Source organism: Flavobacterium rarum (SeqCode) (assembly GCF_965234445.1).
Lineage (GTDB): Bacteria > Bacteroidota > Bacteroidia > Flavobacteriales > Flavobacteriaceae > Flavobacterium > Flavobacterium rarum.
This window is the reverse complement of sequence record NZ_OZ248486.1, coordinates 51,045-75,242: the sequence shown is the minus strand read 5'-3', so window position 1 is coordinate 75,242 and position 24,198 is coordinate 51,045. Positions and strand designations below refer to the sequence as shown.

Genomic DNA, 24,198 nt, shown 5'->3' with positions numbered 1-24,198 from the left:
ATGAGCTTGACCCTTGCTAAATTGAATTCTCCCTTGAAATGACCTTGTAAAACCGAAATAAGCTCTGTATCTTTGCCCTCAAGACTGGTATTTTTCATTATAAAAATTATGTGGTAATAATTCTATAATGTACGAAATATCGGTCTTTTTTACAAATTAATTATTGTTTATTTTGCTTAATTTCAGTGAAATATATTTTTGTCATGTACTAAATAAAATATGTTAAAAATTTTATGTCATAAATGGACAGTAATTAGTCGAGCAAGAAGAATTAAAAAACTTAAAAAGAAAATTCCACCCTATCTTTTAAAAGATTTTGAAGTAGAACTTAATTATAAACTTTGGTCAACAAAAGGAATTAGATTCGCTGCAAGTCATAGAAACCAAACACTAAATGGATTATCATCAAAATCGATAGGATTTCTTTCCGCGTATTTAATAATAGTCAACATCGTTAATATTTATGGTTTAAGTTTTTGGAAAATAACATTGACTGATTCTGCAGTAGGCTTTATTTCAACAGCAATTTCAGTTTTAATATTATTATTTAGCCAGCTTGAGAGTTCAGAAAATTTTATTATAAAGTCAGAGAGATTTCATAATTGTTCTCTTGATATCTCAGAATTATACAATAAACTTCGATTTATGAAGACATATGAAACTGATCCTGACAAAAAGAAATCAACGTTAGAAAACATCAGTCGTGATTATGATATTATTTTAAAGAAGTATGAGAATCATTTACCAATCGATTATTCAAAATTTCAATTAACAAAGCCTGATTATTTTGATTTAAATCTATTTGATCGCTTAAGTATCTCATTATTATATTATTTCACTGTTAAGTTAAAGTATCATGTATTGATATATGGACCAATTTTACTTTTCATAGTTATGAATTTAATAAAATAAGTAATTGCGGCAACCTATAAATTGGTGTGATTGGGGATTGGGTTAATTTGAATAGGATTTGTCCCTGCCAAATTTAATGGATATTTGAAAAAACAAAACTCTTTTTCCCTACAAACAAAAAACTAATGCAAAAACCAACGAGAGTAAATTTTACTTTTAAAAACAAAACGAGAGTAAATTTTTAATATATTTACACTTGAATATAAAACGAAGGTAAATAGCACCCTCGTTCAAAAGCGACATTATGAGCGAGAAAATAACATACAATCCAGAAATACCCTATAACAATTTACCTCTATTACCGCCACAAGCGGAAATAGAAAACATAACAATCCTCAAAAAAACAATTGCAGCAAGTAGAGCATTGTCAGAATTAAAGGGAGCCATAACCAATTTGCCAAACCCAACGCTTTTTATTGATACGATCAATTTACAGGAAGCACAGGCGAGTTCGGCTATTGAGAACATCATTACCACGCAGGATGAATTATTTAAAGCATCTATAGCAGAAAAAAAAAACGACAACCCAGCTACTAAAGAAGTAATGCATTACAAAGATGCACTATGGCATGGAGTAGAGCAAATAGAAAAACGGCCAATCCTGACCACAAACCTTTTTGTGGTTCTAATGCAAATTATAAAAGAAAACCTATCTGGAATTCGAAATGCATCAGGAACACAACTGAAGAATCCAGTTACAGGTAAAATAGTTTATACACCGCCTGAAGGTGAGTATGTTATTCGTGAAAAGCTCAAAAATTTGGAAGACTTCATTCATGCGGAAGACACTATTGATCCATTGGTAAAAATGGCAATCATACATTACCAATTTGAAGCTATACATCCTTTTTTCGATGGAAATGGTCGTACAGGTAGAATTATTTTGTTGTTATACTTAAAAATGACTGGATTATTAGATTTACCAGCATTATATTTGAGTAACTATATAATCGAACATAAAGATAAATATTATACCAATCTAAGAAAAGTAACCGAGAACGGAAATTGGGAGGACTGGATTCTATACATGTTAGACATGGTTGAGCAAACTGCTTTAAAAGGTAGAGTTCAAATTGCAGCCATAGAAAACCTAATGACGACAATGGGTAAAGAAATACAACTGAAGTTGCCAAAAGTATATTCCAAAGACTTGATGGAGGAACTTTTCATATTGCCATATACCAAGAGAAACCAACTTGAAAAAGCGGGTTTAGGTAGTCTAAAAACTGTAGGAAACTATTTGATAGAACTCGAAAAAGAAGGTTTCCTAAAAAGTGAACAAGTAGGTAAAGAAAAATTATATTTAAATTTCAAACTATTAGAAATTTTGAAAGAGAAAATCTAACAAATAAAATTAAAATGATAAATTATCACGATCCAATAAAACATATAAAATTTTTAAGACAGACTTTATCACAAGATAAAAAACCAATTGGCTTTTTTATTTCTGCTGGTTGTCCATTATCCGTAAGTATGCCAGAAGATCAGTGGCCATTAATTGCTGATGTTGCTGGACTTACAAAATTTATAAGAGAAGAATTATCATCGAAAACTGGTGAACAAAACACATTTGATAAATTGCTTAAAGAAGTAGCTTTATCAAAAAAAAGTATCGAAAATATAGAAGACATTTTAAGTTTTATTAGAGGATTGAAAGAGGTATCTATTGGAAATACCGTTAGAGGTTTTACTGAAGAAGAATTGATTACTTTAGAAAAAGAAATTTGTGGTAAAATTGTAAGTAAATTAGATGTTTTACTCCCTGATAAAGAATCGCCATATCATAAATTGGCAAAGTGGATCTCAATAGATAGACAAAAACCCATTGAGATTTTCACAACTAATTATGATTTATTGTTAGAGCAAGCCTTTGAAGATTTATTTGTACCCTATTTTGATGGTTTTGTTGGTTCTCGTCAATCTTTTTTTGACTTAAGAGCCGTTGAAGATAGTTTAATACCAAAACATTGGACTAGATTATGGAAAATTCACGGTTCTATAAATTGGTTTCAAAAAGAAAATAAAGAAGTTTTTCGTTCAAGCAGAACAAGCGAAATTGATGCTTCACATTTAATCTATCCATCTCATTTAAAATATGAACAAAGTAGAAAAATGCCATATTTGGCCTTAATTGACCAATTGAATCGTTTCTTGAGAAATCCAAATTCATTACTTATTCTCTCCGGATATTCATTTAATGATGAACATTTAAATGACACTATTGTAAGCGCAATGAAATCTAACCCAAATACAATGGTCATTGCTTTAATGTTTGGAACATTGACTTTTAAAGAAAAAGAAGTAGATAATATTATTGAGAGATATCCGAAAGCAATACAACTTGCATTAAATAGAAGTAATCTTGCTATCTGGGGATTTGACGAAGCAATAATAGGAACCGTTAGAGGAAAATGGAAAACATTAGGAATGATTGAACCTGATGATAACTTAGCTGATTGTGTTGTTAAAGTCACTGAAGTTGAAGGGGAGGTACCGAAAGATTATTTAAAATTGGGAGATTTTTCTAAATTAGGAGATTTTCTTCAGGCATTGATAGGTTATAATCAAACTAAATTAGATGATGAAAAATAACTCTACATATTTAGGATCAGTACAAGATGTCAGTGGGACTACTATAAGAGTAGCAATGGTTAATGATTCATTATCTGGATTGACATATGTTGATGGTGAAGGTTATAAAATAGGTCAAATTGGGAGCTTTGTCAAAATTCCAATTGGGTACAACTATTTGTTTGGAATCATTACACAAGTTGGTGCAAGTGCTGTTCCAGAAAATCAAGCATCTGCCCAGCCATATGGAAATAGATGGATGACTATTCAATTAATAGGAGAAGGACAGCGTTCCGGTGAATTTCATAGAGGGATTTCTCAATATCCTACTATTAGTGACGAAGTGCATTTAGTTTCTGAATTAGATCTTAAGCAAATTTATGGACAACCAGACAAACCATACTTTGTTAACGTCGGACATATTTCTGGTGCTGAGTCAATACCAGCATTAATTGATGTTAATAAATTAATAACTAGACATTCTGCTGTTGTTGGCACAACAGGATCTGGTAAATCAACTACAGTAGCAAGTCTGTTAAATGCTTTGTCAGATACAGAAAAATATCCTTCATCAAGAATTTTAGTTTTTGATCTTCATGGAGAATACGGAAAAGCATTAAAAGACAAAGCTAATATTTTCAAAATTAATGCAGACAAGAGTGCCTTAAGCACAGAAAAAGAGCTTTTCTTACCTTTTTGGGCATTAAATTTCGAAGAACTTATTGATATTAGTTTTGGGAAATTTAACAACGAAAAAGATCAAAATGTTGTTCTTGAAAGAATTCTTCAAGAAAAACTAAGAAGCATAATTAAATACCCTAAAACCGGTATTGAAACTGACACTCTCAATGTCGACTCACCAATACCATTTAGCCTAAATCATTTATGGTATGATTTATATACAGAAACATTAGGTAAGTTTTATCCAGATATAGATGGTTCACCTCTTGCTTATGAAACTAATGCAGAAGGAATAGAAATCAAGGGAAATCCAATAACAGCCACACCTCCAATTTTCAAAAAAATTAATACTAACAAAGCTAATGGAGATCGAGTACAGCACCCTAATGAATCTCCCCTAAATAATAGTCAACAATTGCATTCTCTCGGTTCTAAATTGAGAATACCAAGGTATGATTTCATATTTAAACCAGGAGAATGGACTCCTAAAGAAGACGGTCATATTGATAAAGATTTAGATTTATTAATAAAAGACTGGATTGGAAGTGACAAACCAATAACAATATTAGATTTATCGGGCGTGCCTATCGCAATATTAAATACGATTATTGGAGTGTTATTAAGAATTATTTATGATGGATTATTTTGGGCAAGAAATCTTTCGCAAGGAGGAAAAGAAAGGCCATTATTATTAGTAATGGAAGAAGCTCATAATTATTTAAATTCAGAAGGGAGTGCTTTGTCAATTGTGCAAAAAATAGTTAAAGAAGGTCGTAAATATGGCATTGGGACAATGATTGTTAGTCAAAGACCTTCTGAGATAAACTCAACAATTCTTTCGCAATGTGGAACATTTTTTGCCTTACGCCTTTCAAATTCAACAGATCGTTCACATATAACAAGTGCAGTAAGTGATAATTTAGAAGGATTAACAAGTATGTTGCCTATTTTAAAAACTGGTGAAGCAATAATTTTAGGTGAATCCGTAAAATTACCAATGAGAACTATTATTAAGGCACCTCCAAGAGATAAAAGACCTGACAGTCAAGACCCAATAGTTTTTGATGAAGTTGATACTAACGAATCATTACTTCCCGGAGGATGGGGAAATATGATGGAAAAGAATCCAAACTATGAAGAATTTATTGAAACTTGGAGAGCACAAAATCCAAAAATTAACAAGATAAAATAATATTATTATGAACAGAAAGCCAGTAACATCATCAAACATAGCATCAATTGGCTATGACGAAACTTCGGAAACATTAGAAATTGAATTCAAAAATGGAGGAATATATCAATATTTTGATGTCCCAGAAAGAATTTTCCATGGAATAATGTCTGCTAGTTCTCACGGAGAATATCTTGCTCATAATATCAAGGGACACTATAGATATTCTAAGGTTTAAATTCTATTTTATGAAAATTCTATTTATAGATGCAAATATTTACTTAAGGTTTTTTGATAGCAACCAAAAGGAGTTTAAAAAGTTATTAGAAGAATTATTAAAAATAAAAAGCAACTTATTTATTACAAATCAGATTGTCAATGAGATTGAACGAAATAAGTTGTCTGTTTTTGAAAAATCAATCAATAATTATAAAAATAAAATAAACATCGAGAATGTTTTTTTGCCCGAGCATTTTGCAACGGAATCTAACAGTGGATATTCCGCTGCAAAGGTCGCCACGATTCCGACACAAAGTACGCCAGCAATTCCGCTACAAAGGTCGCCACGATTCCGCTGGAAAGGTGGCCACTTATTCCGGAGCAAAGTACGCCACTTTACTCCTGATTTAATACTTTTAACGGACTGACATTCCGACACAAAGTACGCCACCTATCCCAGATGCATTATCTCACTAAGTAGAGATTTAACCGCCATTTACTATAAGTTTGGTTTATAATCAAAAAACCACTTGCAGTATGGCAAATAAACTACTTAGTATGATTAAGATAAGACAGATACTTTTATTCTTAGAACGTGGTTCTTCGCAACGTTCTATAGAAAAGGAAGTCAAAATTTCAAGAAAAACAATCGCACTGTATTTGCAAAAATTTGCGCAAACTGGAGTTGATTTTAAAGAATTATTAAAGCGTTCCGATCAGGATCTTGAGCGGATACTCGGGCTTATAAAGCCTGTTGTAGTGGACGATACCGACCCTCGGAAAGCTCATTTTAACAATCTGAGTGGCTATTTTAGCAAGGAGCTTAATCGAACTGGTGTAACCCGTCTACTTCTTTGGGAAGAATATATTAAAGAATATCCATCAGGCTTTCAGTATTCCAGATTCTGTGAACTTTTACAGGATCAGCAGAAGGTAAACAATGCCGTGATGCATTTCATTCATACTCCTGCAAAGCTTCTCGAAGTAGACTTTGCTGGTGATGTGCTTCACTATGTAGATACTTCAACAGGTGAACTAATTGCATGTCCAGTATATGTTGCTATTCTTCCCTTTAGTGGTTATGGCTATGTAGAGGCTTTACCTGATGCAAAACTACCTCAAGTGGTTAAGGTGTTAAACCATACCATTGAATACTTTGGTGGCGTTCCTTTGACTGTTAAATCAGACAACATGAGGCAATGGGTATCCAAAAGTTGTAAATATGAGCCTGTATTTACTGATATGCTCGAGCAATGGGCAAACCACAATAATATTGCTCTGCTTGCAGCTCGTCCCTATAAACCAAAAGATAAGCCTTCTGTTGAAAACAATGTAAAGATCACTTATAGGCGTATTTATGCCAGTCTACGTAACGATACTTTTCATAGCCTTTCTGAACTAAACAAGGCCATTAGAGAGAAACTTGATCATCACCATCAGTTGAACTTTCAGAAGAAAGTATTCAGTAGGCTGGAGTTGTTTGAAAGCCAAGAGAAAATACTATTACAACCCTTGCCAGAATCTCCATACAGTATCAGACATTACACCAAGGCAAAGGTGCAAAAGCATTACCATGTACTTGTGGGTGAAGATTGGCACTTTTACTCTGTTCCATACCGCTATATTGGAAAGGAGGTACGCATTTCTTATGATCAAGACATCGTTGAGATCTATTCTGATGGACAAAGGATTGCTGTACATACTAGGAACTATACCAGCCATGGCTATACCAGCATTAGGGAACATATGCCCGAAAAACACCAGGCTATTAGTAATCAACGTGGATGGAGCCCTGAATACTATCTCAAAAAAGCAGAAGAAAATGGACCGTATACTTTAGAATTCTTCAAAAAAGTAATGGACAGTAAACTGATAATCGACCAGTCCTATACCGCTTGTTTGGGGCTGTTGCGATTAATGAATACTTATGGCAGTATACGAATGGAAGCTGCCTGTAAACGGGGTTTAAAGGGTAACAAAATCAGCTATGGTGTCATTAAAAATATTCTAGAAAACAATATGGATTTACTCGAAGAAGAGGCTCCTGCTGAATTCCGTATCCCTGACCACAAAAACCTTAGAGGTCCTGAAGCCTATAATTAAACAACTTAAATAAATCCTAATAGAAATGAATACACAAAACACATTAGAACAGCTTAAAGGGCTTAAATTGACGGGCATGGCCAAAAGGTATGAAGCCGCACTATCACTTCCTATACATGAAATAGAGGATGTCCATTCTTTGATTGCTATGATTACTCAGGCAGAAGTAGAATACAGAGAGTATTCCAGAACACAAAAGTATCTAAAGGCTAGCAAACTGCGTTACCATGCATTACCGGAAGATATAATCTGTAATACAGAAAGAGGCATTACAAGAGAACAGGTATTAAGACTTTCTGATGGCATGTTTATAGAAAAAGGCGAAAATGTTTTGATAACCGGTGCCACTGGTTGTGGTAAATCTTTTATGGCCTGCGCCTTAGGGCGCAGTGCTTGTTTGCTTGGTTACCGTACCCAGTACTTTTGTATGAATAAGTTCGTGGATGCCGTGACCCAAGCAAGGCTTGACGGTTCATATCTGAAATGGATCAAGGGCATCTCTGCAAACAAACTACTGATCCTAGATGACTTTGGATTGAAAGCCTTGAATAATGATGCAAGGATTGCCTTGTTGGATATTCTCGAAGATAGATATGGTTTAGGGTCAACTATGATTACTTCACAGTTGCCCGTGGAGACTTGGTACAACTTCATTGAAGAGCCAACTCTAGCCGATGCGATAATGGACAGATTGTCAGCTTCAGCACACAGAATAGCATTAACAGGTAAATCTTTGAGAACTAAAAAAAATCATTAACTTTGAAAAACATCATCTTTACTTAGTGATGATAAAGGACGGTTTGACTGGCGACCTTTAGCGCGGAATGGTGGCGTACTTTCGTCGGAATATCTATCCAGAAAATATAGTTTTGGTTTTCTTGCCACCCTATAGTCCAGAACTAAATCCAGCTGAAAAAATGTGGGCAAAATATAAACGTGAGTTTTCTAATAAATTTTATAATTCATTAGAAGATGTAGAAAGTTTTATAACTAATGTCGTAAAAAAGACAACTAACAAAGAAGTAATGAGTATCTGTGCTTATGGTTATATTTTTTTAGATGACATTTGGTCTATATAACAAATGCGTTTAGTATAACCTATTAACTGTGTTTCTCGATTTACTTATTGCGGAAGTTATTTCATTTGTAATTGTTACCTATTTGAGTCTTGTTCAGGAGAAGTGATTTTTTATGAATTATATAGTTTTTGACAAAAGAAATATTTTTGTCAAAGCTAAACTCCGATCTGTTATGTAAGGTTTTTTAAACATTTATTTTTATAATGTTCGTTATTATTACAAATAAAATTGACTTATTTGTCTGTAATAACGAATATTTTGCTTTGTGTCTTTGAAGGCTTCTTTATATATTAGTTTCATTCAAGATATTAAATTTCTTAAAGTTACTCAACTTTTATTTTAATAAATCCATATCCTCACTTACTTTTTTATCCAAAATCTTAGCATAGTTAAGTGTGGTTCTCAAACTTTTATGCCCTAACATTTTGCTCACGCTTTCTATGGGAACACCATTTGTGAGTGTTACAGTGATTGCAAAAGTATGTCGGGCAATGTGGAAGGTTAATTCTTTTTCGATTTCACAAACGCCCGCTATTTCTTTAAAAGAGGCATTCATTTTTTGATTGCTTAAAACCGGCAATAGTTTGTCTTCATTTACACATTGTGGATGATAGGTATATTTGAGAATTAATTCTTCCGGAATTGGTAGAAGTGGCATTCGAGAAGCGTTATGCGTTTTTTGTTTGTTCTTGAAAATCCATTTCCCGCCAACAATGCCTATATTAATATTTGATACCGTTAAGTTTTTCACATCTATATGAAATGTCTAAAGGTTGGTTATAAAATTTCACGAACGGTGATTTGATTCTCGTTTTTCAACTTCCAGAATTCCCCTAAAACTTTTAGCTTTTCACCTATTTTTGTGGTTTTGTATTGAGTTGGATTTATAAGGTTAGCACGGCTTATAGTAACAAAATAGATTTCTTCAGTATTGTTTTTTAATTTTGCGGTATATCCGTCTTTGCCTTGATTTATTTCAAGGACTTCACCTTCAATAGTTCGATTTGTTTTTTTAATTTCACTTTGACTAAGTGGTGCATTGCTACTATGGGTATTTTTATTTTCGGCACACCCGAACATTAATAGTAAAACAGGTATAATTAGATTTTTTTTCATTTTGGGGTAATTAATTTTTGTAAACTTAGGAAATAGTAGGGTATAAAATTAGAAATTAAAAGGGAAACTCATTTTTGAGCTAAAAATAAATTCCATATTTTGTTACATTTAAGATCAACATAGATCTTTAGGAATATAAAATCCTTTACTTTATGAATGCTAAAGGTCATTCTTATCCGAAATCTATTATTTTGTTCCGGCTGTGTATTTCAAACTTCGATGTTGGGTATTTAAATTCGTAGCGTTTATTGAGTCACAAGTACGGGCAAGTAAACTATCGGTTTATCAAGTCAGAGTTTTAAATGGTCTGGGATTTAAACATTTTGAATCTACCAAAAGAACATTTGCTGGAATTGAGATTGAACACGTGATAAGAAAGGAACGGATGATAAATCTAAGGATATCTTTGTTTAAAGCATTCGTTTTGTTGCTAATAAAAATTTATAAATGTTTGGCTTTAGTCTAAATTATATATTTAAAAAAGTTATATCTTTAAATTCATACCAAGCGAAAAAAGAAGTTGCTATTAAGGCAACTGTTATCTTTACAGGACTTTGGCGCATTGATAATGGCTTTTAAAGTGTACCAGTTTAAATAATTTTGTAAATATTTTGTAGACACTCCATTTAATGTTTCTATCCAGTTTTTTAAGTCCTATGCTGTTTGATTGACGTGTTGTACATTATAAAATCCTTTTTTTACTTATTCTTTTGCTGATACTTTTGTGGTTTGCAATATTCGATGTTTTGATAAGAAAGATGGTTAATTATAATGTATTTCCAATAATATAAATATCTAAAAAGTACGATTAAATCGCCTATATCTATAATGAAATTTCTTTCTTTCACCAATATTTTTCTTTTTCATAAATCATTAAACCTTCTCCCAGGGTTAGCAAATATAATCGTTACTCATTTCGACCAATTTTTTCTTTACAAGACAAAGCAAAATATTTAATATCGCTAAGTTAGTGTCGTTAATTTCTAAATATCGCTAATATAATAAGGCAATTAAAATACATAAGTATCTTATGATCAGTATTTTAAACGTAGTGGTTCGAAATTTGATTAGAAAATAAGGAAACAAATTCCTTGTATTATGAAAATTTGGCATATTATATTGATTACTCAATTTTTAATACAGGCACCTGTGAGGGCTCAGGACCTTAACGCAGAAAGTCATCTAACATTAAAAGAAGCTTTTGCTCTTGCTATTAAAAACAGTGTGCAATTGAAAATTTCAATGTTTAGTGTCGAAATTGCCAAAGAGCAGACAGAGATTGTAAAATTAAACCACTTACCAAATATAAACACGGGTGTCAATTATGGATATCTAAGTAACTCGGAAATATGGAATCCTTCGTTTTCAGAGCACAGAACTGTTGAGTTTCCTCATAATTTTGCACAGTTTACCTTACAGGCTACAGAAGTAGTTTTCAAAGGAGGACTTTTTAAAAACAGTATTCAAAAGTCAGTTTTCGAGGAGCAAATAGCAGATCTGCGTTTCCAAAAAAATACTGATGACATCAAATTTATGGTGACAGCTAAATATCTTGATATCTATCGCACAATCAATCAAAGAAAGGTCTTTATTAATAATACAAAATTGTCCAAGCAGCGCCTAGAGAACATATTGAGTATGCAAAAACAAGGAATGGTGACTCGGAATGATGTATTGCGTATGGAGCTTATCATTTCCAATTTGGAAATTTCCACTTTAAAAGCAAACAATAATATTGATGTTTTAAATCAACAACTTAATATTATACTTGGTTTGGAATCATCTACTAGACTTAATCCCGATCCCATGGAGCTCGACTTACCTGATCAACCTAAAACTGTTACGCAATTTCTTGAGGAGGCTAATAAGAAAAACTATGAATTGCAATTGGTCGCTCTTGATAAAAAAATTGCGCACACTAATCTAAAAATAATAGAGAGTGAACGCTTTCCTGAGATTAGTCTTTATGCTGGAAGTAATTTACAACGGCCATATTTGTTCACTATGCCAGCCGTTGACTTTTATTTTAATGTCTGGCAGGCGGGTATAGCATTACGCTATAATATTTCTGCTATTTACCAAGTACCAAAGAAATTTAAAAGAGGCAATACGATTCTTGACCAAACAGTTCAAAAAGAACTGCTAACACAACAAGAAGTAGATGTTTCGGTCAACAATAGTTTTATAAAATACAGAGAAGCAAGAGAAGAATTAGATATTTTGACGAAGAACCTTAAATCAGCTGAGGAAAATTACCGTGTTGTTGAAAAAAAATATCTTAACCAATTAGCCTTGCTAGTTGATATGACTGATGCTATAAATATCAAAATTGAAGCAGAGCTTCGTTTGACAGATGCCCACATAAATGTCATTTTTACTTACTATCAATTGCTAAAATCAACTGGACAGCTTTAATAATAAAAACAATTCTCATGAGCACAACAAATACAAAAAGGGTAAATAAAAAAAACAAGATTGTTATTGGTATGGTCAATATCCTGTTGTTGATAATGATTTTTTGGGGGCTTTTTTGGGGGCTATCGACTTACTACAACATTGGTGAGGATCTATACACAAATGATGCACAGGTAGAGGAATTCATCAACCCAATCAATACTAGAATTTCTGGTTATATTAAAGAAGTACGATTCTCGGAACACCAGCAAGTCAAAAAAGGTGATACGCTACTATTGATTGACAATAGTGAATACCTGATACAACTAGAGCAGGCTGAGGCAGCTTATCTATCTGCACAGGCGGCTAAAAATGTTACATCTTCAACAGTTACTACAGTTCAGAGTAGCTTGGGGGTTTCGGATGCCAATATAAAGGCTGCACAAGTAAGAGTTTGGAATGCTCAGCAGAACTACAGACGTTATGAAATGCTGCTAAAAGAAGGCGCTGCCACGCAGCAACAGTTTGATCAAGTCAAAACTGAATTTGATGCACTTGCCGCCCAAGCAAGAGCCGTTGAACAGCAAAGAAATACCACACAATTATCCACAGACGAAACATACAAAAGGATATTTGTAAATCAAGCAGAAATAAAACGCGCCCATGCTGCATTGGCATTTGCAAAATTGAATTTATCGTATACAGTCATAAAAGCACCCTATGAAGGTGTAACAGGACGTCGCACAATTCAAGAGGGACAACTCGTACAACCAGGTCAGACTCTGCTCTCTTTTGTACGTACCGGCAGTAAATGGGTTGTAGCTAACTATAAGGAAACACAGATTAGTCAGTTACATATTGGTCAGAAAATGTATATGGAGGTTGATGGACTGGAGGATTCAAGAATTGCAGGCATAGTTACTGCTATATCACAGGCTACTGGCTCCAAATATTCGGCAATACCAGTAGATAACTCTACAGGGAATTTTATTAAAGTGCAACAGAGAATTCCTGTAAAAATTGAATTCACAAATAGTGGAATCAGCTCATCAGAACTGGAGCAATTACGTGCAGGTATGAATGTGGTAGTAAGAAAAGCTAAATAGTAATTATGGAACCAAAAGACTTATTTTACAGATGGGTGCCCTCATATGTAAGACTTCCATCCTTATTTATTCTGGTGTTTGTTATCTTGACAGCAAACGGAGTATTCTTGGGGAATACAATCGATATGTATAGTAGTCTAGGGGTCTATGCTGAACCCTATACTCAGGCAATCAATGCACTTTACATCGGGATGGGTTTAGGATTGATATTTGCTGGAAGAATGAAAGCACGTTTTTCTAACAAATCATTACTTATGGGGGGGCTTATTATGATGTTATTACTCAATATTATATGTGCAACCACAACGAGCCCTTGTCTAACAGTGGTTATATGTCTTTTATTAGGTTTTAGTAAGATAGCAGCCTTATTGGAAGTCTATATAGTTTGGAACTTCATTTGGAGTAAAACTGGTGATCGAAGTAGGTTATACCCTTTTGTTTACGGTATTGCACTTGCGGGGCTTTATTTCGTGACTTGGATTACAACCGAGTTGGCTTATGCTTATAACTGGCGTTTGTCCTACATATTCATCTTACTTCTAATATTGATTTGTTTACTTATAACGGTACTGCTTGTTGAAAATCACCCATTGAAAAAGAGTATACCTCTGTATCAGGTCGACTGGATGGGCTTGCTAAAGTTGGCAACAGCTCTTATGTTTTTTGACTATGCAGTGGTATATGCAAAAGTAGAAAATGGACTAGAATCAAACAAAATTAGGGCAGCATTGCTATTTTCTTTCATTTTTATTTTGCTTTTTATACGTCGTGAACTAACGGTACAGCGTCCTTTTTTTGATGTAACTATATTTAAAATAAAGAATTTTAGAAGAGGTCTTATTTACTTTATTGTTCTAGGGATTTTCATCCCTTCTACATTTCAATCATCCTTTACTACTGTAATACTTCAAGTTGAAGCTATTAGTAATGCTCAACTCAATTTATATATGATTCCTGGTGTTGTTATTGGATCTGTAACTTGTTTTTTATGGTACGCAAAAAAACTCGATGCCGAACCGTTATTATTTGTTGGCTTTTTAGCTTTTGTAATACACCACATTATTTTGTACAACAGTTTTGCAATTGATTTTAACATAAATGATTTTATACTTCCTGTAATACTGAAAGGATTCGCTATGACTGTTTTATATATAGCAATTGGACTTTATACTACCGACAATCTTCCTATAAGTATATCCATAAGTGCGGCGGGCATGATGATAATCATACGTTCCTTTCTTGGAAGTGGAATTTTTTCAGGTGTTTACAATTATTTGCTCTATTCAGAGAGAATTAAACACTTCAGTTATCTAGCAGGACAACTTGATGCTAGTGATCAATGGCAAAAGTTGCAAGGAGGAAATCATATATACAGGAATTTACAACTTCAGGCAATTCTAGCAGCATCAAAAGAGTTAACAGGTTGGATTATTTTATCGGGTATTGCACTATTGTTTTTTATAACTGGTAATTATTTCTACAAGTGGAAAAAAAGTTTCAAACTTTATTCTTCTTGAGATATTTTATTTAGAAGTATTATTTAAAACAAGTGGCTATCTCAACAGTTACTTTTAGTAGCTATTTATGTTGTAGTTGGTCGGCAAAAAGTAGATATTTTCTGTATTGAGAAAAGAAGAAATTCATTGTAACACACAAATATATTTAATAATGATTATAGCTATTTTGGGAGCAACAGGATTGACAGGAAATTTATGTTTGCATTATCTATTGAATGAGCCAACATTTACAAAGATCATTGCAATAGGCAGAAAGTCAACAGGAATTCAACATGAAAAGTTAGCTGAAGTTTTGTTAGTTAATAATCAACTTTACGAGCCCGTTGTTGCAGATGTTTTGATCAGCTGCATGGGTACTACGATAAAAAAAGCAGGTTCTGCAGACTTATTTGAGGCAATCGATTTTACTCTTCCTTTATATTTAGCAAAGGAGTTATGGAATCAGGGATGTAGTTCTGCCACTATTATATCGGCGGTTGGAGCCAATCCTTTCTCACGATTTTTGTACACTAAAACTAAAGGTAAAATGGAAATAGAAATGGGGAAAATTGGTTTTAAAAGTCTTTCTATTATTCGCCCATCGTTTATTGTCGGAGATCGAAAGGAAAAAAGAAATGGAGAGGTAGGAGCGATAGCTCTTTTAAAATTTTTAAAACCATTATTGAAGGGGGAGCTCTCAAAATATAAGGTCTTAAGTGCTGACGATATTGCAAAAGCTCTGGTATTCTGCTCAATTCATAACAAACCAGGCAAAAAGATTTATTATCACGATCATATAAAAAAAATATTAATGACTCAAGAACTGTCCTAATTGATGAGCCTTGAAATGTTGGAAAAAACAATTTCTGAATATCATTCTGACTTTTGGAGAAATTGCAATACTGATACCGTCTGGTTATTGGTAGAAGTAGAGTAATTTGATTCTTCACATTTAGATGGCAATGGTCGAATTCAGTTTTCTATATATCACAAGAAGAATGATAATTAGCGAAATACAGTTAATAAATAATTATTTGAAATATCTTTAATGTATTGATAATTAATTGTTTATGATTTTTGGCCTAATAGTTGTTTTATGTGTTTTAATATTTTGATTCATCAAGACAAGTCGAATAATTAGGTAAGTTTTTAATTTTCTTGATTTAATAATAAATAATTTGTGCAATTATTAATAACTCTTAGGAGTAAGAGTTTCTATGGTCGAGTATGTTGATAGTTTGATTTCAACTATGGTTAAAGAATTAGTAAAAGAGCTAAAAAAATATTTCTAAAAATTGTATCGAGACCCTTTTAGTCAAAAAACACAATTGGCAGTAAAAAATTGTAAAAATGCAACAATGTATTATCTGTATTAATCAGTTGTATATCGAAAAATTAAATCAGACTACTGTATAGCTGCAGTTGACAGAAATCCTTATACGAATGGATTGAGATTGAAAAAAACATGGATAGTTAGAATGATAACGTAAGGATAGTAACTAATGAAAAATTGCAAACCCAAGAAAATAATATTTACACCATTGGAGATGTAATTGTTGGTGCTATGTTGGTTCAAAAGGCAGAGGAAGATGGAGTTTTTGTTGCGGAAACAATTAATGGACAAAAAACACATATCAATTGTAAATTATTTCCTGGATTAGTATACCAGGAACGAGATTGCATCGGTTGGTTATACTGAGGAAGAACTCAAAAAGAAAATTATGGATTATCGTGTTGGTAAATTTTCTTTTTCTGCTAATGCTAAAGCGAGAGTCGGTATGCAAAAAGTTGGTTTTGTTATAGTGATTTCAGAACCTAATTAAAGTAAAATTATAGTGATTCAGAATATCAAACGCAGAGCTGCTTATATGATTACTCAAGGTGTAATTGGTATGGAATAAGAGATAACTGATCAAGTTATATTTCTTTTTTTTATGAACATCCAACTTATTTTGAAGCTTTGAAAAAATCTTATGTTATTGCATCTAGACAAGGAACATTAAATATTTAAATTATATAACTAAAATAAATTATTATGAAAACTTCAAACAATACTATTCTTATTACTGGAGGTGGATCTGGAATTGGATTTGAAATGGCTAAATTATTTTCCAAAGATAATAAAGTCATAATTACTGGTCGAAATGCAGAAAAGCTAAACCTAGCTGCCGCACAGATTGAAAACACAACTGCGTTGGTATCGGACATCAACTCCGAAAATGATGTTAATGATTTAGTACAAAAACTAAACATGGATTTTCCTGATTTGAATATAGTAATTAATAATGCAGGTTTGGCTAATTATTATAAGCTGACAGATGAAAAGATAAATGCTTTTGAAAAAGCAAGTGAAGAGATTTTGACCAATTACCTTTCAATTGTAAGATTGACACAAAAATTATTGCCGCTTTTGCAAAAACAAAAAGAAGCGGCTTTTGTAAATGTTTCCTCTATAACTGCTTTTTCGCCTGGCATTAGTGTTCCAGGTTACTCAGTAAGTAAAGCGGCATTACATTCTTACACACAGGTATTACGGATTACATTAGAAAAATCTACAGCGATCAAAGTCTTTGAAGTAATGCCTCCTTTAGTCAATACTGGTTTTTCAGATGAAATTGGAGGAAGTAATGGGATAAGTCCAGCAATAGTTGCACAAAATCTTCACGATGCATTGCAAAATGATCAATATGAAATACATGTTGGTCAAACCGCCGATTTTTATCAATTGTATTTGTCATCACCAGAAAAAGCGCTGGAAATAATGAATTCCAGTAATTAATTTAATTTTTCACAGAAACTAAAAGACTCTTTGTTATCCACAGTTAAAATAAATCACATATAAATAAATTATCATGAAAAAGTTTAATTTGATATTATTCAGTTCTTTAAGTGAGGGATCTTACGGTCAGAGAGCAAATGAATCCAAAACACAATTTGCGGAGGTGGGGGATCATAAAATAGCATATCGATCCATAGGCAAAGGGGAACCAATAATTCTTTGCTCACGTTTCAGGGCTAATCTCGATGATTGGGATCCTGCCTTTTTGGATGCATTGGCAAAAAACTATCAAGTAATAACCTTTAACTATAAAGGACTGGCATCGTCCACAGGTACAACACATGTTGATGTTTTAGGCTTTGCAAAAGATGCAGTGGATTTAGCCGATGCTTTGAAAATCAAAAAATTTATTGTTGGAGGTTGGTCATTGGGAGGCTGGGTAGCTCAAATTGTGACAACGGAATTTTCGGAAAGGATTTCACATTGTATTCTCATTGGAACTAAACCACCAGGAAAAGTCGATTATCCTATTGAGGAGGTATTTATGAATACGGCTTACATACCGGATTACACAATTGAGCACGAGACAATATTGTTTTTTGATCCAAAGTCAAAAATAAGTAGTGAAGCTGCAATAGAAAGTCATGATAGGATGGCTCAAAGAAAAGAGAAAGATCCCAAAGTGAAACCTGAATTATGGGAATGTTATGGGAAATGCCATGATGATTATGAAAATGATCCTTACAATGCTCGACAAAAAATAATGAGCACAACTATTCCTATATTGGTTATTTCCGCTCATCATGAGATTTGCTTTCCTCCAGAAAACTGGTTTGAACTGAATCAAAAACTACCGACCGCACAGCTTATAACTATTCCACAGACCGGTCATGGTCCTCATCATCAATACCCCGAATTGGTAGCCAATTATATTGACAATTTCATTCAAAATATTAAATACAATTAATAAATATAAATCAAATCATATGAAAACAAAAAAAACATTTAAAAAGACCATTGGATTTTTGATTGTGGCGATAGCTATAACTGTGACATCCTGCAATAGATCGTCAAATGCCACTAACATAATAAAAAATGATATTGTGGAAACAAAAGTTCAGGATTATGCTACAGACCCCAATATAGACATGGGAACAAAGAAGTTTCTTAAAATTCTAAATTCAGGAGGAACTCCACTCGAAAAACTATCAAAAGAAGAGGCACGTAATGTTTTAGTTAATGCACAAGCTTCAATAAAAGTGGATATTTCAGGAATTGAAGAAAGTGAAAAAACGATAAATGCAGATGGTCTCACCGTCAAATTAAACATTGTGCGACCAAAAGGCAAGAGTGAAAAACTGCCTGTATTTATTTTTGTACATGGAGGTGGTTGGATTTTAGGGGATTACCCGACGCACAAAAGACTGGTACGTGATTTAGTTGTTGCATCAGGATGCGTTGCCGTTTTTGTAAACTACACTCCATCACCGGAAGCTAAATTTCCGGTAGCAACCAATGAAATTTATACTGCAACGAAATGGGTCGCAGATCATGGAGAAGAGATTAATGTTGATGGAAAAAAACTAGGTATAGTAGGTAATAGCGTGGGTGGGAATATGGCGACAGTAACAGCCATAATGGCAAAAGAAAAAAATGGGCCTAAAATAAAATTTCAAGTATTGTTATGGCCTGTAACCAATGCTGAGTTTGAAACAGCATCTTATAAAAAATATGCTACCGATCGATTTTTAACTACTTCTGTTATGAAATGGATGTTTGATCAATATACGACCGATGCAGTAGCTCGTAAAGAAAGATTTGTATCTCCTTTACAAGGCACTAAAGAGCAATTACAGGGACTTCCACCAGCATTAATACAAGTAGCTGAAAATGATATTCTTCGTGATGAAGGAGAAGCTTATGGTAGAAAATTGGATGAAGCAGGAGTTACAGTATCTACAGTTAGATATAACGGGATGATTCACGATTTTGGATTGTTGAATGCCTTAGCCAATTTGCCAACAACTCGCTCTATGATTGAGCATGCAGGATCTGAATTAAAGAAAAATTTAAAATAAAGATTTAATTTAAAAGACATCTAATGAAAACACTAAGATTAACTTGGTATACAAAATCCTATTTGCAAGTTACCCTTGACAATCCTCCTTTGAATTTATTTGATCAAAACATGATTGACGATTTTCAACAACTAGCAAATGAACTCGATCAGAATGATGCAGTGAAAGTTGTTGTATTTGAAAGTGCAGATCCTGATTTTTTCATTTCTCATTATGATATTTTGGGCGCGACAGAACCAAATGCAGCTTCAACCAAGCAAGGCTACTGGCCTGATATTGCCCTACAATTTGAAAGAGCTCCCTACATAACTGTAGGTAAACTTAGAGGTAGAGCTCGTGCAGCAGGCAGTGAAGTGTTACTTGCAATGGATGTTCGTTTTGGTAGCAGAGAAAAAACACTTATATCACAAATTGAAGTAGGATGCGGATTGATCCCAGGCGCGGGAGGTTTAGAACGATTACCTAAGCTAATTGGCAGAGCAAGAGCTATTGAAGCAATTGTAGGAGCAAGAGATTTTGATGCTGATACAGCTGCAGCTTATGGATGGATAAATCGTTCTATTCCTGATGCTGAATTGGATCAGTTTGTAACTGATTTTGCTCTTCGTGTTCAAAGTTTTGACAAAAAGGCTATTGCTCTTGCTAAAAGTATCATTAATGAAAGAACACAAACTATTGCGCCTTCAGACCTTCAATCTACTCAAGAAAAGTTTTTTGAAGCGTTAAGCTGGCCACAAACTAAAGAAAGGTTAGGTGAATTAATAGCTCAAGGTTTTCAACAGAGAGACTTTGAACTCAATCTTGCTGACCATTTATCAACTTACTAAATAAAAAAACATGAAAACTATTAATTCTAAAACAATTGTGTTTGTAACCGGTGCTTTTGTAAGCCATAATGGCTGGGACAATTGGAAAACTTATTTTGAAAGCAATGGATACACAACTTTCGCACCATCTTGGCCATTTAAGGAAGGAAGTCCAGCGGAACTAAGGAAAAAACATCCAAATGATAAAAGTTTAGCAGAATTGAGATACATAGAAGTGGTAGATAATTATGCCAATTTTATAAAACAATTACCTGAAAAACCAATTTTAGTTGGTCATTCACTTGGAGGATTGACAGTACAGTTGTTGTTGCAGCGTGGTTTAGCTGAAGCAGCAGTAGCTATACATTCCGTACCGCCACAAGGTGTTTTTTCCCTTGAATTTTCTTTTTATAAATCATTATGGAAGCCACTTGGTATTTTTGAGTCAACCAAGAAAACCTATTTAATGAGTTTCCAAGATTGGCAGTATGCCTTTACGAATGGGATGAGTTATGCAGATCAGAAAGAAGCATATGAGCATAGTACCATTCCTGAATCCAGATTAGCCTTAAGAGATCCTTTAAGCTCAGTAGGAAAAATAGATTTTAATAAACCGCACAACCCGCTGTTGTTTATTTCGGGAAGTACAGATCATATTATGCCAGCCGCTCTTAATTACAGAAATTTTAAAAAGTATAAAAATAATGGATCTATAACTAAGTATAAAGAATTTAAGGGACATAATCATTATGTTTTAGGATTACCGAGCTGGAAAGAAGAAGCAGATTACATATTAGATTTTATCAATAACAACTAAATAAATAATTATGAAACGTAAAGCAACAGCCGTTTGGAACGGTACGGGTATGGATGGAAGTGGGCATATCACTACGCAAAGCAATGTTTTAAATGAGACACAGTATTCTTTTAAAAGTCGTTTTGCAGAAGGTATCGGAACCAATCCAGAAGAATTATTAGCAGCATCTCATGCAGGTTGTTTCACTATGAAACTTACATTTTGTCTCCAAGAATTGGGATTTACAGCTGAAAAATTGGAAACAACATCATTTGTATCTCTTGATGATGGAACCATAACAGGATCTCATTTGGTTTTAAAAGCAAAAATTGCTGGGATTACTCAAGAGGTATTTGATTCAGCCGTTAAAGACGCAGAAAAAAATTGCCCTATAAGCAAAGTCTTAAATGCTACTATAACGGTTGAGGCACTTTTGGAAAACTAAATTTATTCTTTAAAATTAATAAGTAAAATTAAAATAAAATGGATGCAAGTACATATTCAAAAACAGCTTTAATACTAGTTGACCCTTTTAATGATTTTCTTTCAGATGGAGGTAAATTTTATCCTTTGACTAAAGAAACAGTAGAAGGTATTCAATTGGTTCAAAACCTTAAAAAGTTAATTGCAGGAGCTAGAGAACGAAAAATTCAAATTATTTATGCTCCACATCGTCATACAGAAAAAGGGGACTATCTAAACTGGCGGTTTCTTAATCCAGCACATCAGGGAAGTAAGAATGTAGTCTTATTTGAAAAAGGAAGTTGGGGTGCCGAGTTTCATCCTGAGCTTCAGCCAGAAGAAGGGGATTTAATTGCTCAAAATCACTGGACTGGGAGTGGTTTTGCTAATACCGATCTTGACTTTCTACTAAAGATGCATGATATAGATCGTATAGTACTTGCAGGTATGAGAGCGAATACTTGTATTGATTCGACTGCAAGATATGGTGTGGAATTAGGGTACCATGTGACTCTAATTAAAGATGGTATCGGCGCATTTAACTGGGAAGAAATTAGGGTTACAGTAGAGACTACTTTTCCAAATTATGGACATGTTATGTTAACTACCCAAGATTTTTTGAATTCTCCTAAATTATAAATAGGTGAGAACTATTTCAATAGGAGGAATACTGAAGTACTCCTCCCGTTGAAATAATAAACCTGATAGATGCGCTTTCTACTTAAAAAACTAGATTATTTTAATGAATAAATATTATGGAAAAATTAGTAAAACATCAACTGAATTATTTTAACAGTAATGCTACTAAACCAATTAGCTTTCGTATTGCTCAGTTAAAAAAACTGGAAGGTCTTATCAAATCCAATGAAGAATTACTGAATGAGGCTCTTCGTAAGGATTATGGCAAGGGGAAATTTGAAACCTTTCTGACAGAATTCTATGTGGTGTATAATGAAATTAAAGTTGCTGTCATGAATTTGGAAGAGTGGAGCAGTATTAAGCCCATCGAGACTAATCTTTTGAATGCGCCAGCAAAATGCTATATCATGCCGGAACCATTAGGGGTAAGCCTAGTGATTGGCCCTTGGAATTATCCTTATCAGCTTACTCTTGGACCGGTTGTAGCTGCACTTGCTGCAGGATGTACAGTGATTCTTAAACCTAGTGAACTTACAATTAATAGTAGTCGTTTAGTCTCAAAGCTGATAAATGAGAATTTTGACAGTGAATATTTTACCGCAGTAGAAGGAGCTATACCTGAAACAACTGCTTTACTGGAGCAAAAGTTTGATGTCATATTTTTTACGGGAAGCGTATCGGTAGGAAAGATAGTCTATCAGGCTGCAGCTAAACATTTAACACCCGTAATACTAGAATTGGGAGGGAAAAGTCCGACCATTTTTATGCAAGACAGTAATTTGGATATCACTGTAAAAAGAATGCTTTGGGCCAAGTTTCTCAATGCAGGACAAACTTGTATCGCACCAGATTATGTTTATGTTCATAAAAGCATTGAAGAAAAATTTCTTAATAAAGTTTCCGAAGTGATGTTATCTATTGATTGTAAACTGGAAAACGACAATTATGTGAATATTGTCAATGAGCGAAATACGTCCCGCATAGCCGCATTGATAGATAAGCAAAAGGTATTTATAGGCGGAAATTATGATATTGAAGAACGCTTCATTGAACCCACTATTTTAACCAATGTTACTTGGGCAGATAAAGTAATGCAGGAAGAGATATTTGGGCCTGTTCTGCCTATTTTAACATTTGATAATTTGGATGAAGTCATTGTAGAAATAAAACAAAGGCCAAAACCGCTAGCTCTTTACTTGTTTACTCAAGACGAAAACATTAAGAATAAAGTAATTAATGAGGTGTCTTTTGGAGGTGGGTCTATAAACGAGGCGGTAATGCATATTACGAATGGCGAACTTCCTTTTGGAGGGGTTGGTGATAGCGGTATAGGCAATTATCACGGTGAAGCGGGTTTTAGAGCATTTTCTCACTACAAAAGCATACTTGATAAAGAAGTTACTCCAGACACAGATGTAAAATATTCTCCATATACTGATGAAAAATTACAAATGTTGAAACAAGTTGTTGCTTAAATTTTTAAAAGCTCTATAAGGTGAAAATTAAGGATGCAGTTTTAAATGGGCCACATCAATAATATGATGTACCAATATGTAAATGTAAGTGATAGAGTTCTTGATATATTTATCCAACGACTGATAGAATTGTAAGATAAGGATTGTTTCCTTTTGATGAGCTAATTAAATTCTATGAACTTGAAGATATTTATCATGCAATGCGTGATTCTGAAAATGGTATAAACTTGAAAGTAGTTTAAGAATACCACAAGATTAATAGTAGAAAGTAGAGAAAGAATCATGCATGAAATTGATACGTAGAACTTTGTGTTT

Annotated in this window: 25 protein-coding genes and 1 pseudogene; 23 read left to right on the top strand and 3 right to left on the bottom strand. The window is 33.5% G+C overall.

Annotated features, from left to right (window positions below; genetic code table 11):
• Positions 1 to 219 precede the first annotated feature (219 nt).
• From AC8GF4_RS07395 to AC8GF4_RS07355, 9 genes are all read left to right on the top strand, one after another.
• Positions 220 to 912 carry an SLATT domain-containing protein gene (locus AC8GF4_RS07395; RefSeq protein ID WP_506593608.1) on the top strand — a complete coding sequence of 231 codons (693 nt, stop codon included), beginning with the start codon at positions 220 to 222 and terminating at the stop codon, positions 910 to 912.
• 244 nt (positions 913 to 1,156) lie between these two features.
• A complete protein-coding gene (locus AC8GF4_RS07390; protein WP_506593607.1) occupies positions 1,157 to 2,257 on the top strand; it encodes a Fic family protein in 1,101 nt (366 codons plus the stop codon).
• Between the two features lie 14 nt (positions 2,258 to 2,271).
• A complete protein-coding gene (locus AC8GF4_RS07385; protein ID WP_506593606.1) occupies positions 2,272 to 3,504 on the top strand; it encodes an SIR2 family NAD-dependent protein deacylase in 1,233 nt (410 codons plus the stop codon).
• The gene (locus tag AC8GF4_RS07380; RefSeq protein WP_506593605.1) at positions 3,491 to 5,356 is read left to right on the top strand and encodes an ATP-binding protein; all 1,866 of its coding nucleotides are present in this window, start codon (positions 3,491 to 3,493) and stop codon (positions 5,354 to 5,356) included. The genes AC8GF4_RS07385 and AC8GF4_RS07380 overlap by 14 nt, the downstream gene beginning before the upstream one ends.
• Positions 5,357 to 5,363: 7 nt before the next feature.
• A complete protein-coding gene (locus AC8GF4_RS07375) occupies positions 5,364 to 5,573 on the top strand; it encodes a KTSC domain-containing protein (protein ID WP_506593604.1) in 210 nt (69 codons plus the stop codon).
• A 10-nt stretch (positions 5,574 to 5,583) separates the two neighbouring features.
• On the top strand, positions 5,584 to 5,982 hold the full coding sequence (locus AC8GF4_RS07370; protein WP_506593603.1) for a PIN-like domain-containing protein: 399 nt from the start codon (positions 5,584 to 5,586) through the stop codon (positions 5,980 to 5,982).
• A 109-nt stretch (positions 5,983 to 6,091) separates the two neighbouring features.
• A complete protein-coding gene (gene istA / locus AC8GF4_RS07365) occupies positions 6,092 to 7,657 on the top strand; it encodes an IS21 family transposase (RefSeq protein ID WP_506593602.1) in 1,566 nt (521 codons plus the stop codon).
• Between the two features lie 25 nt (positions 7,658 to 7,682).
• Positions 7,683 to 8,414 carry an IS21-like element helper ATPase IstB gene (gene istB / locus AC8GF4_RS07360; RefSeq protein ID WP_506593601.1) on the top strand — a complete coding sequence of 244 codons (732 nt, stop codon included), beginning with the start codon at positions 7,683 to 7,685 and terminating at the stop codon, positions 8,412 to 8,414.
• Between the two features lie 67 nt (positions 8,415 to 8,481).
• Positions 8,482 to 8,736, top strand: coding sequence for a transposase (locus AC8GF4_RS07355; RefSeq protein ID WP_506593600.1), 255 nt, complete (start codon positions 8,482 to 8,484; stop codon positions 8,734 to 8,736).
• 334 nt (positions 8,737 to 9,070) lie between these two features.
• On the opposite strand, the gene AC8GF4_RS07350 is transcribed toward AC8GF4_RS07355, so the two are convergent.
• The 3 genes and pseudogenes from AC8GF4_RS07350 to AC8GF4_RS07340 all read right to left on the bottom strand — a co-directional run.
• Positions 9,071 to 9,487: a site-specific integrase gene (locus AC8GF4_RS07350; protein ID WP_506593599.1), complete on the bottom strand. Its 417-nt coding sequence runs from the start codon at positions 9,485 to 9,487 to the stop codon at positions 9,071 to 9,073.
• A gap of 26 nt (positions 9,488 to 9,513) precedes the next feature.
• Positions 9,514 to 9,852: a hypothetical protein gene (locus AC8GF4_RS07345; protein ID WP_506593598.1), complete on the bottom strand. Its 339-nt coding sequence runs from the start codon at positions 9,850 to 9,852 to the stop codon at positions 9,514 to 9,516.
• 573 nt (positions 9,853 to 10,425) lie between these two features.
• A pseudogene (locus AC8GF4_RS07340) lies at positions 10,426 to 10,548 on the bottom strand (IS1595 family transposase); the annotation flags it as partial.
• Positions 10,549 to 10,950: 402 nt separating this feature from the next.
• On the opposite strand from AC8GF4_RS07340, the gene AC8GF4_RS07335 reads away from it, so the two are divergent.
• From AC8GF4_RS07335 to AC8GF4_RS07270, 14 genes are all read left to right on the top strand, one after another.
• Positions 10,951 to 12,267 (top strand): TolC family protein, encoded by a 1,317-nt coding sequence (locus tag AC8GF4_RS07335; RefSeq protein ID WP_506593597.1) that lies wholly within the window; start codon positions 10,951 to 10,953, stop codon positions 12,265 to 12,267.
• Positions 12,268 to 12,284: 17 nt separating this feature from the next.
• A complete protein-coding gene (locus AC8GF4_RS07330; RefSeq protein ID WP_506593596.1) occupies positions 12,285 to 13,352 on the top strand; it encodes an HlyD family secretion protein in 1,068 nt (355 codons plus the stop codon).
• A gap of 5 nt (positions 13,353 to 13,357) precedes the next feature.
• On the top strand, positions 13,358 to 14,869 hold the full coding sequence (locus tag AC8GF4_RS07325) for an MFS transporter (RefSeq protein WP_506593595.1): 1,512 nt from the start codon (positions 13,358 to 13,360) through the stop codon (positions 14,867 to 14,869).
• Between the two features lie 151 nt (positions 14,870 to 15,020).
• Entirely contained in the window at positions 15,021 to 15,680 is a 660-nt protein-coding gene (locus AC8GF4_RS07320) for a Rossmann-fold NAD(P)-binding domain-containing protein (protein WP_506593594.1), read from the top strand.
• 678 nt (positions 15,681 to 16,358) lie between these two features.
• The gene (locus AC8GF4_RS07315; protein WP_506593593.1) at positions 16,359 to 16,547 is read left to right on the top strand and encodes a hypothetical protein; all 189 of its coding nucleotides are present in this window, start codon (positions 16,359 to 16,361) and stop codon (positions 16,545 to 16,547) included.
• A gap of 22 nt (positions 16,548 to 16,569) precedes the next feature.
• The gene (locus AC8GF4_RS07310) at positions 16,570 to 16,671 is read left to right on the top strand and encodes a hypothetical protein (protein ID WP_506593592.1); all 102 of its coding nucleotides are present in this window, start codon (positions 16,570 to 16,572) and stop codon (positions 16,669 to 16,671) included.
• A 212-nt stretch (positions 16,672 to 16,883) separates the two neighbouring features.
• Entirely contained in the window at positions 16,884 to 17,627 is a 744-nt protein-coding gene (locus AC8GF4_RS07305) for an SDR family oxidoreductase (protein ID WP_506593591.1), read from the top strand.
• 73 nt (positions 17,628 to 17,700) lie between these two features.
• Complete coding sequence (locus AC8GF4_RS07300; RefSeq protein ID WP_506593590.1) at positions 17,701 to 18,594, top strand: alpha/beta fold hydrolase; 894 nt, start codon at positions 17,701 to 17,703, stop codon at positions 18,592 to 18,594.
• Positions 18,595 to 18,613: 19 nt separating this feature from the next.
• Positions 18,614 to 19,705, top strand: coding sequence for an alpha/beta hydrolase (locus tag AC8GF4_RS07295; protein WP_506593589.1), 1,092 nt, complete (start codon positions 18,614 to 18,616; stop codon positions 19,703 to 19,705).
• Positions 19,706 to 19,728: 23 nt separating this feature from the next.
• Entirely contained in the window at positions 19,729 to 20,532 is an 804-nt protein-coding gene (locus tag AC8GF4_RS07290) for an enoyl-CoA hydratase/isomerase family protein (protein ID WP_506593588.1), read from the top strand.
• A gap of 10 nt (positions 20,533 to 20,542) precedes the next feature.
• Positions 20,543 to 21,328 carry an alpha/beta hydrolase gene (locus AC8GF4_RS07285; RefSeq protein ID WP_506593587.1) on the top strand — a complete coding sequence of 262 codons (786 nt, stop codon included), beginning with the start codon at positions 20,543 to 20,545 and terminating at the stop codon, positions 21,326 to 21,328.
• Between the two features lie 10 nt (positions 21,329 to 21,338).
• Positions 21,339 to 21,752: an OsmC family protein gene (locus tag AC8GF4_RS07280; RefSeq protein WP_506593586.1), complete on the top strand. Its 414-nt coding sequence runs from the start codon at positions 21,339 to 21,341 to the stop codon at positions 21,750 to 21,752.
• A gap of 38 nt (positions 21,753 to 21,790) precedes the next feature.
• Complete coding sequence (locus AC8GF4_RS07275) at positions 21,791 to 22,408, top strand: cysteine hydrolase family protein (RefSeq protein WP_506593585.1); 618 nt, start codon at positions 21,791 to 21,793, stop codon at positions 22,406 to 22,408.
• A 116-nt stretch (positions 22,409 to 22,524) separates the two neighbouring features.
• Entirely contained in the window at positions 22,525 to 23,883 is a 1,359-nt protein-coding gene (locus tag AC8GF4_RS07270) for an aldehyde dehydrogenase (RefSeq protein ID WP_506593584.1), read from the top strand.
• Positions 23,884 to 24,198 lie beyond the last annotated feature (315 nt).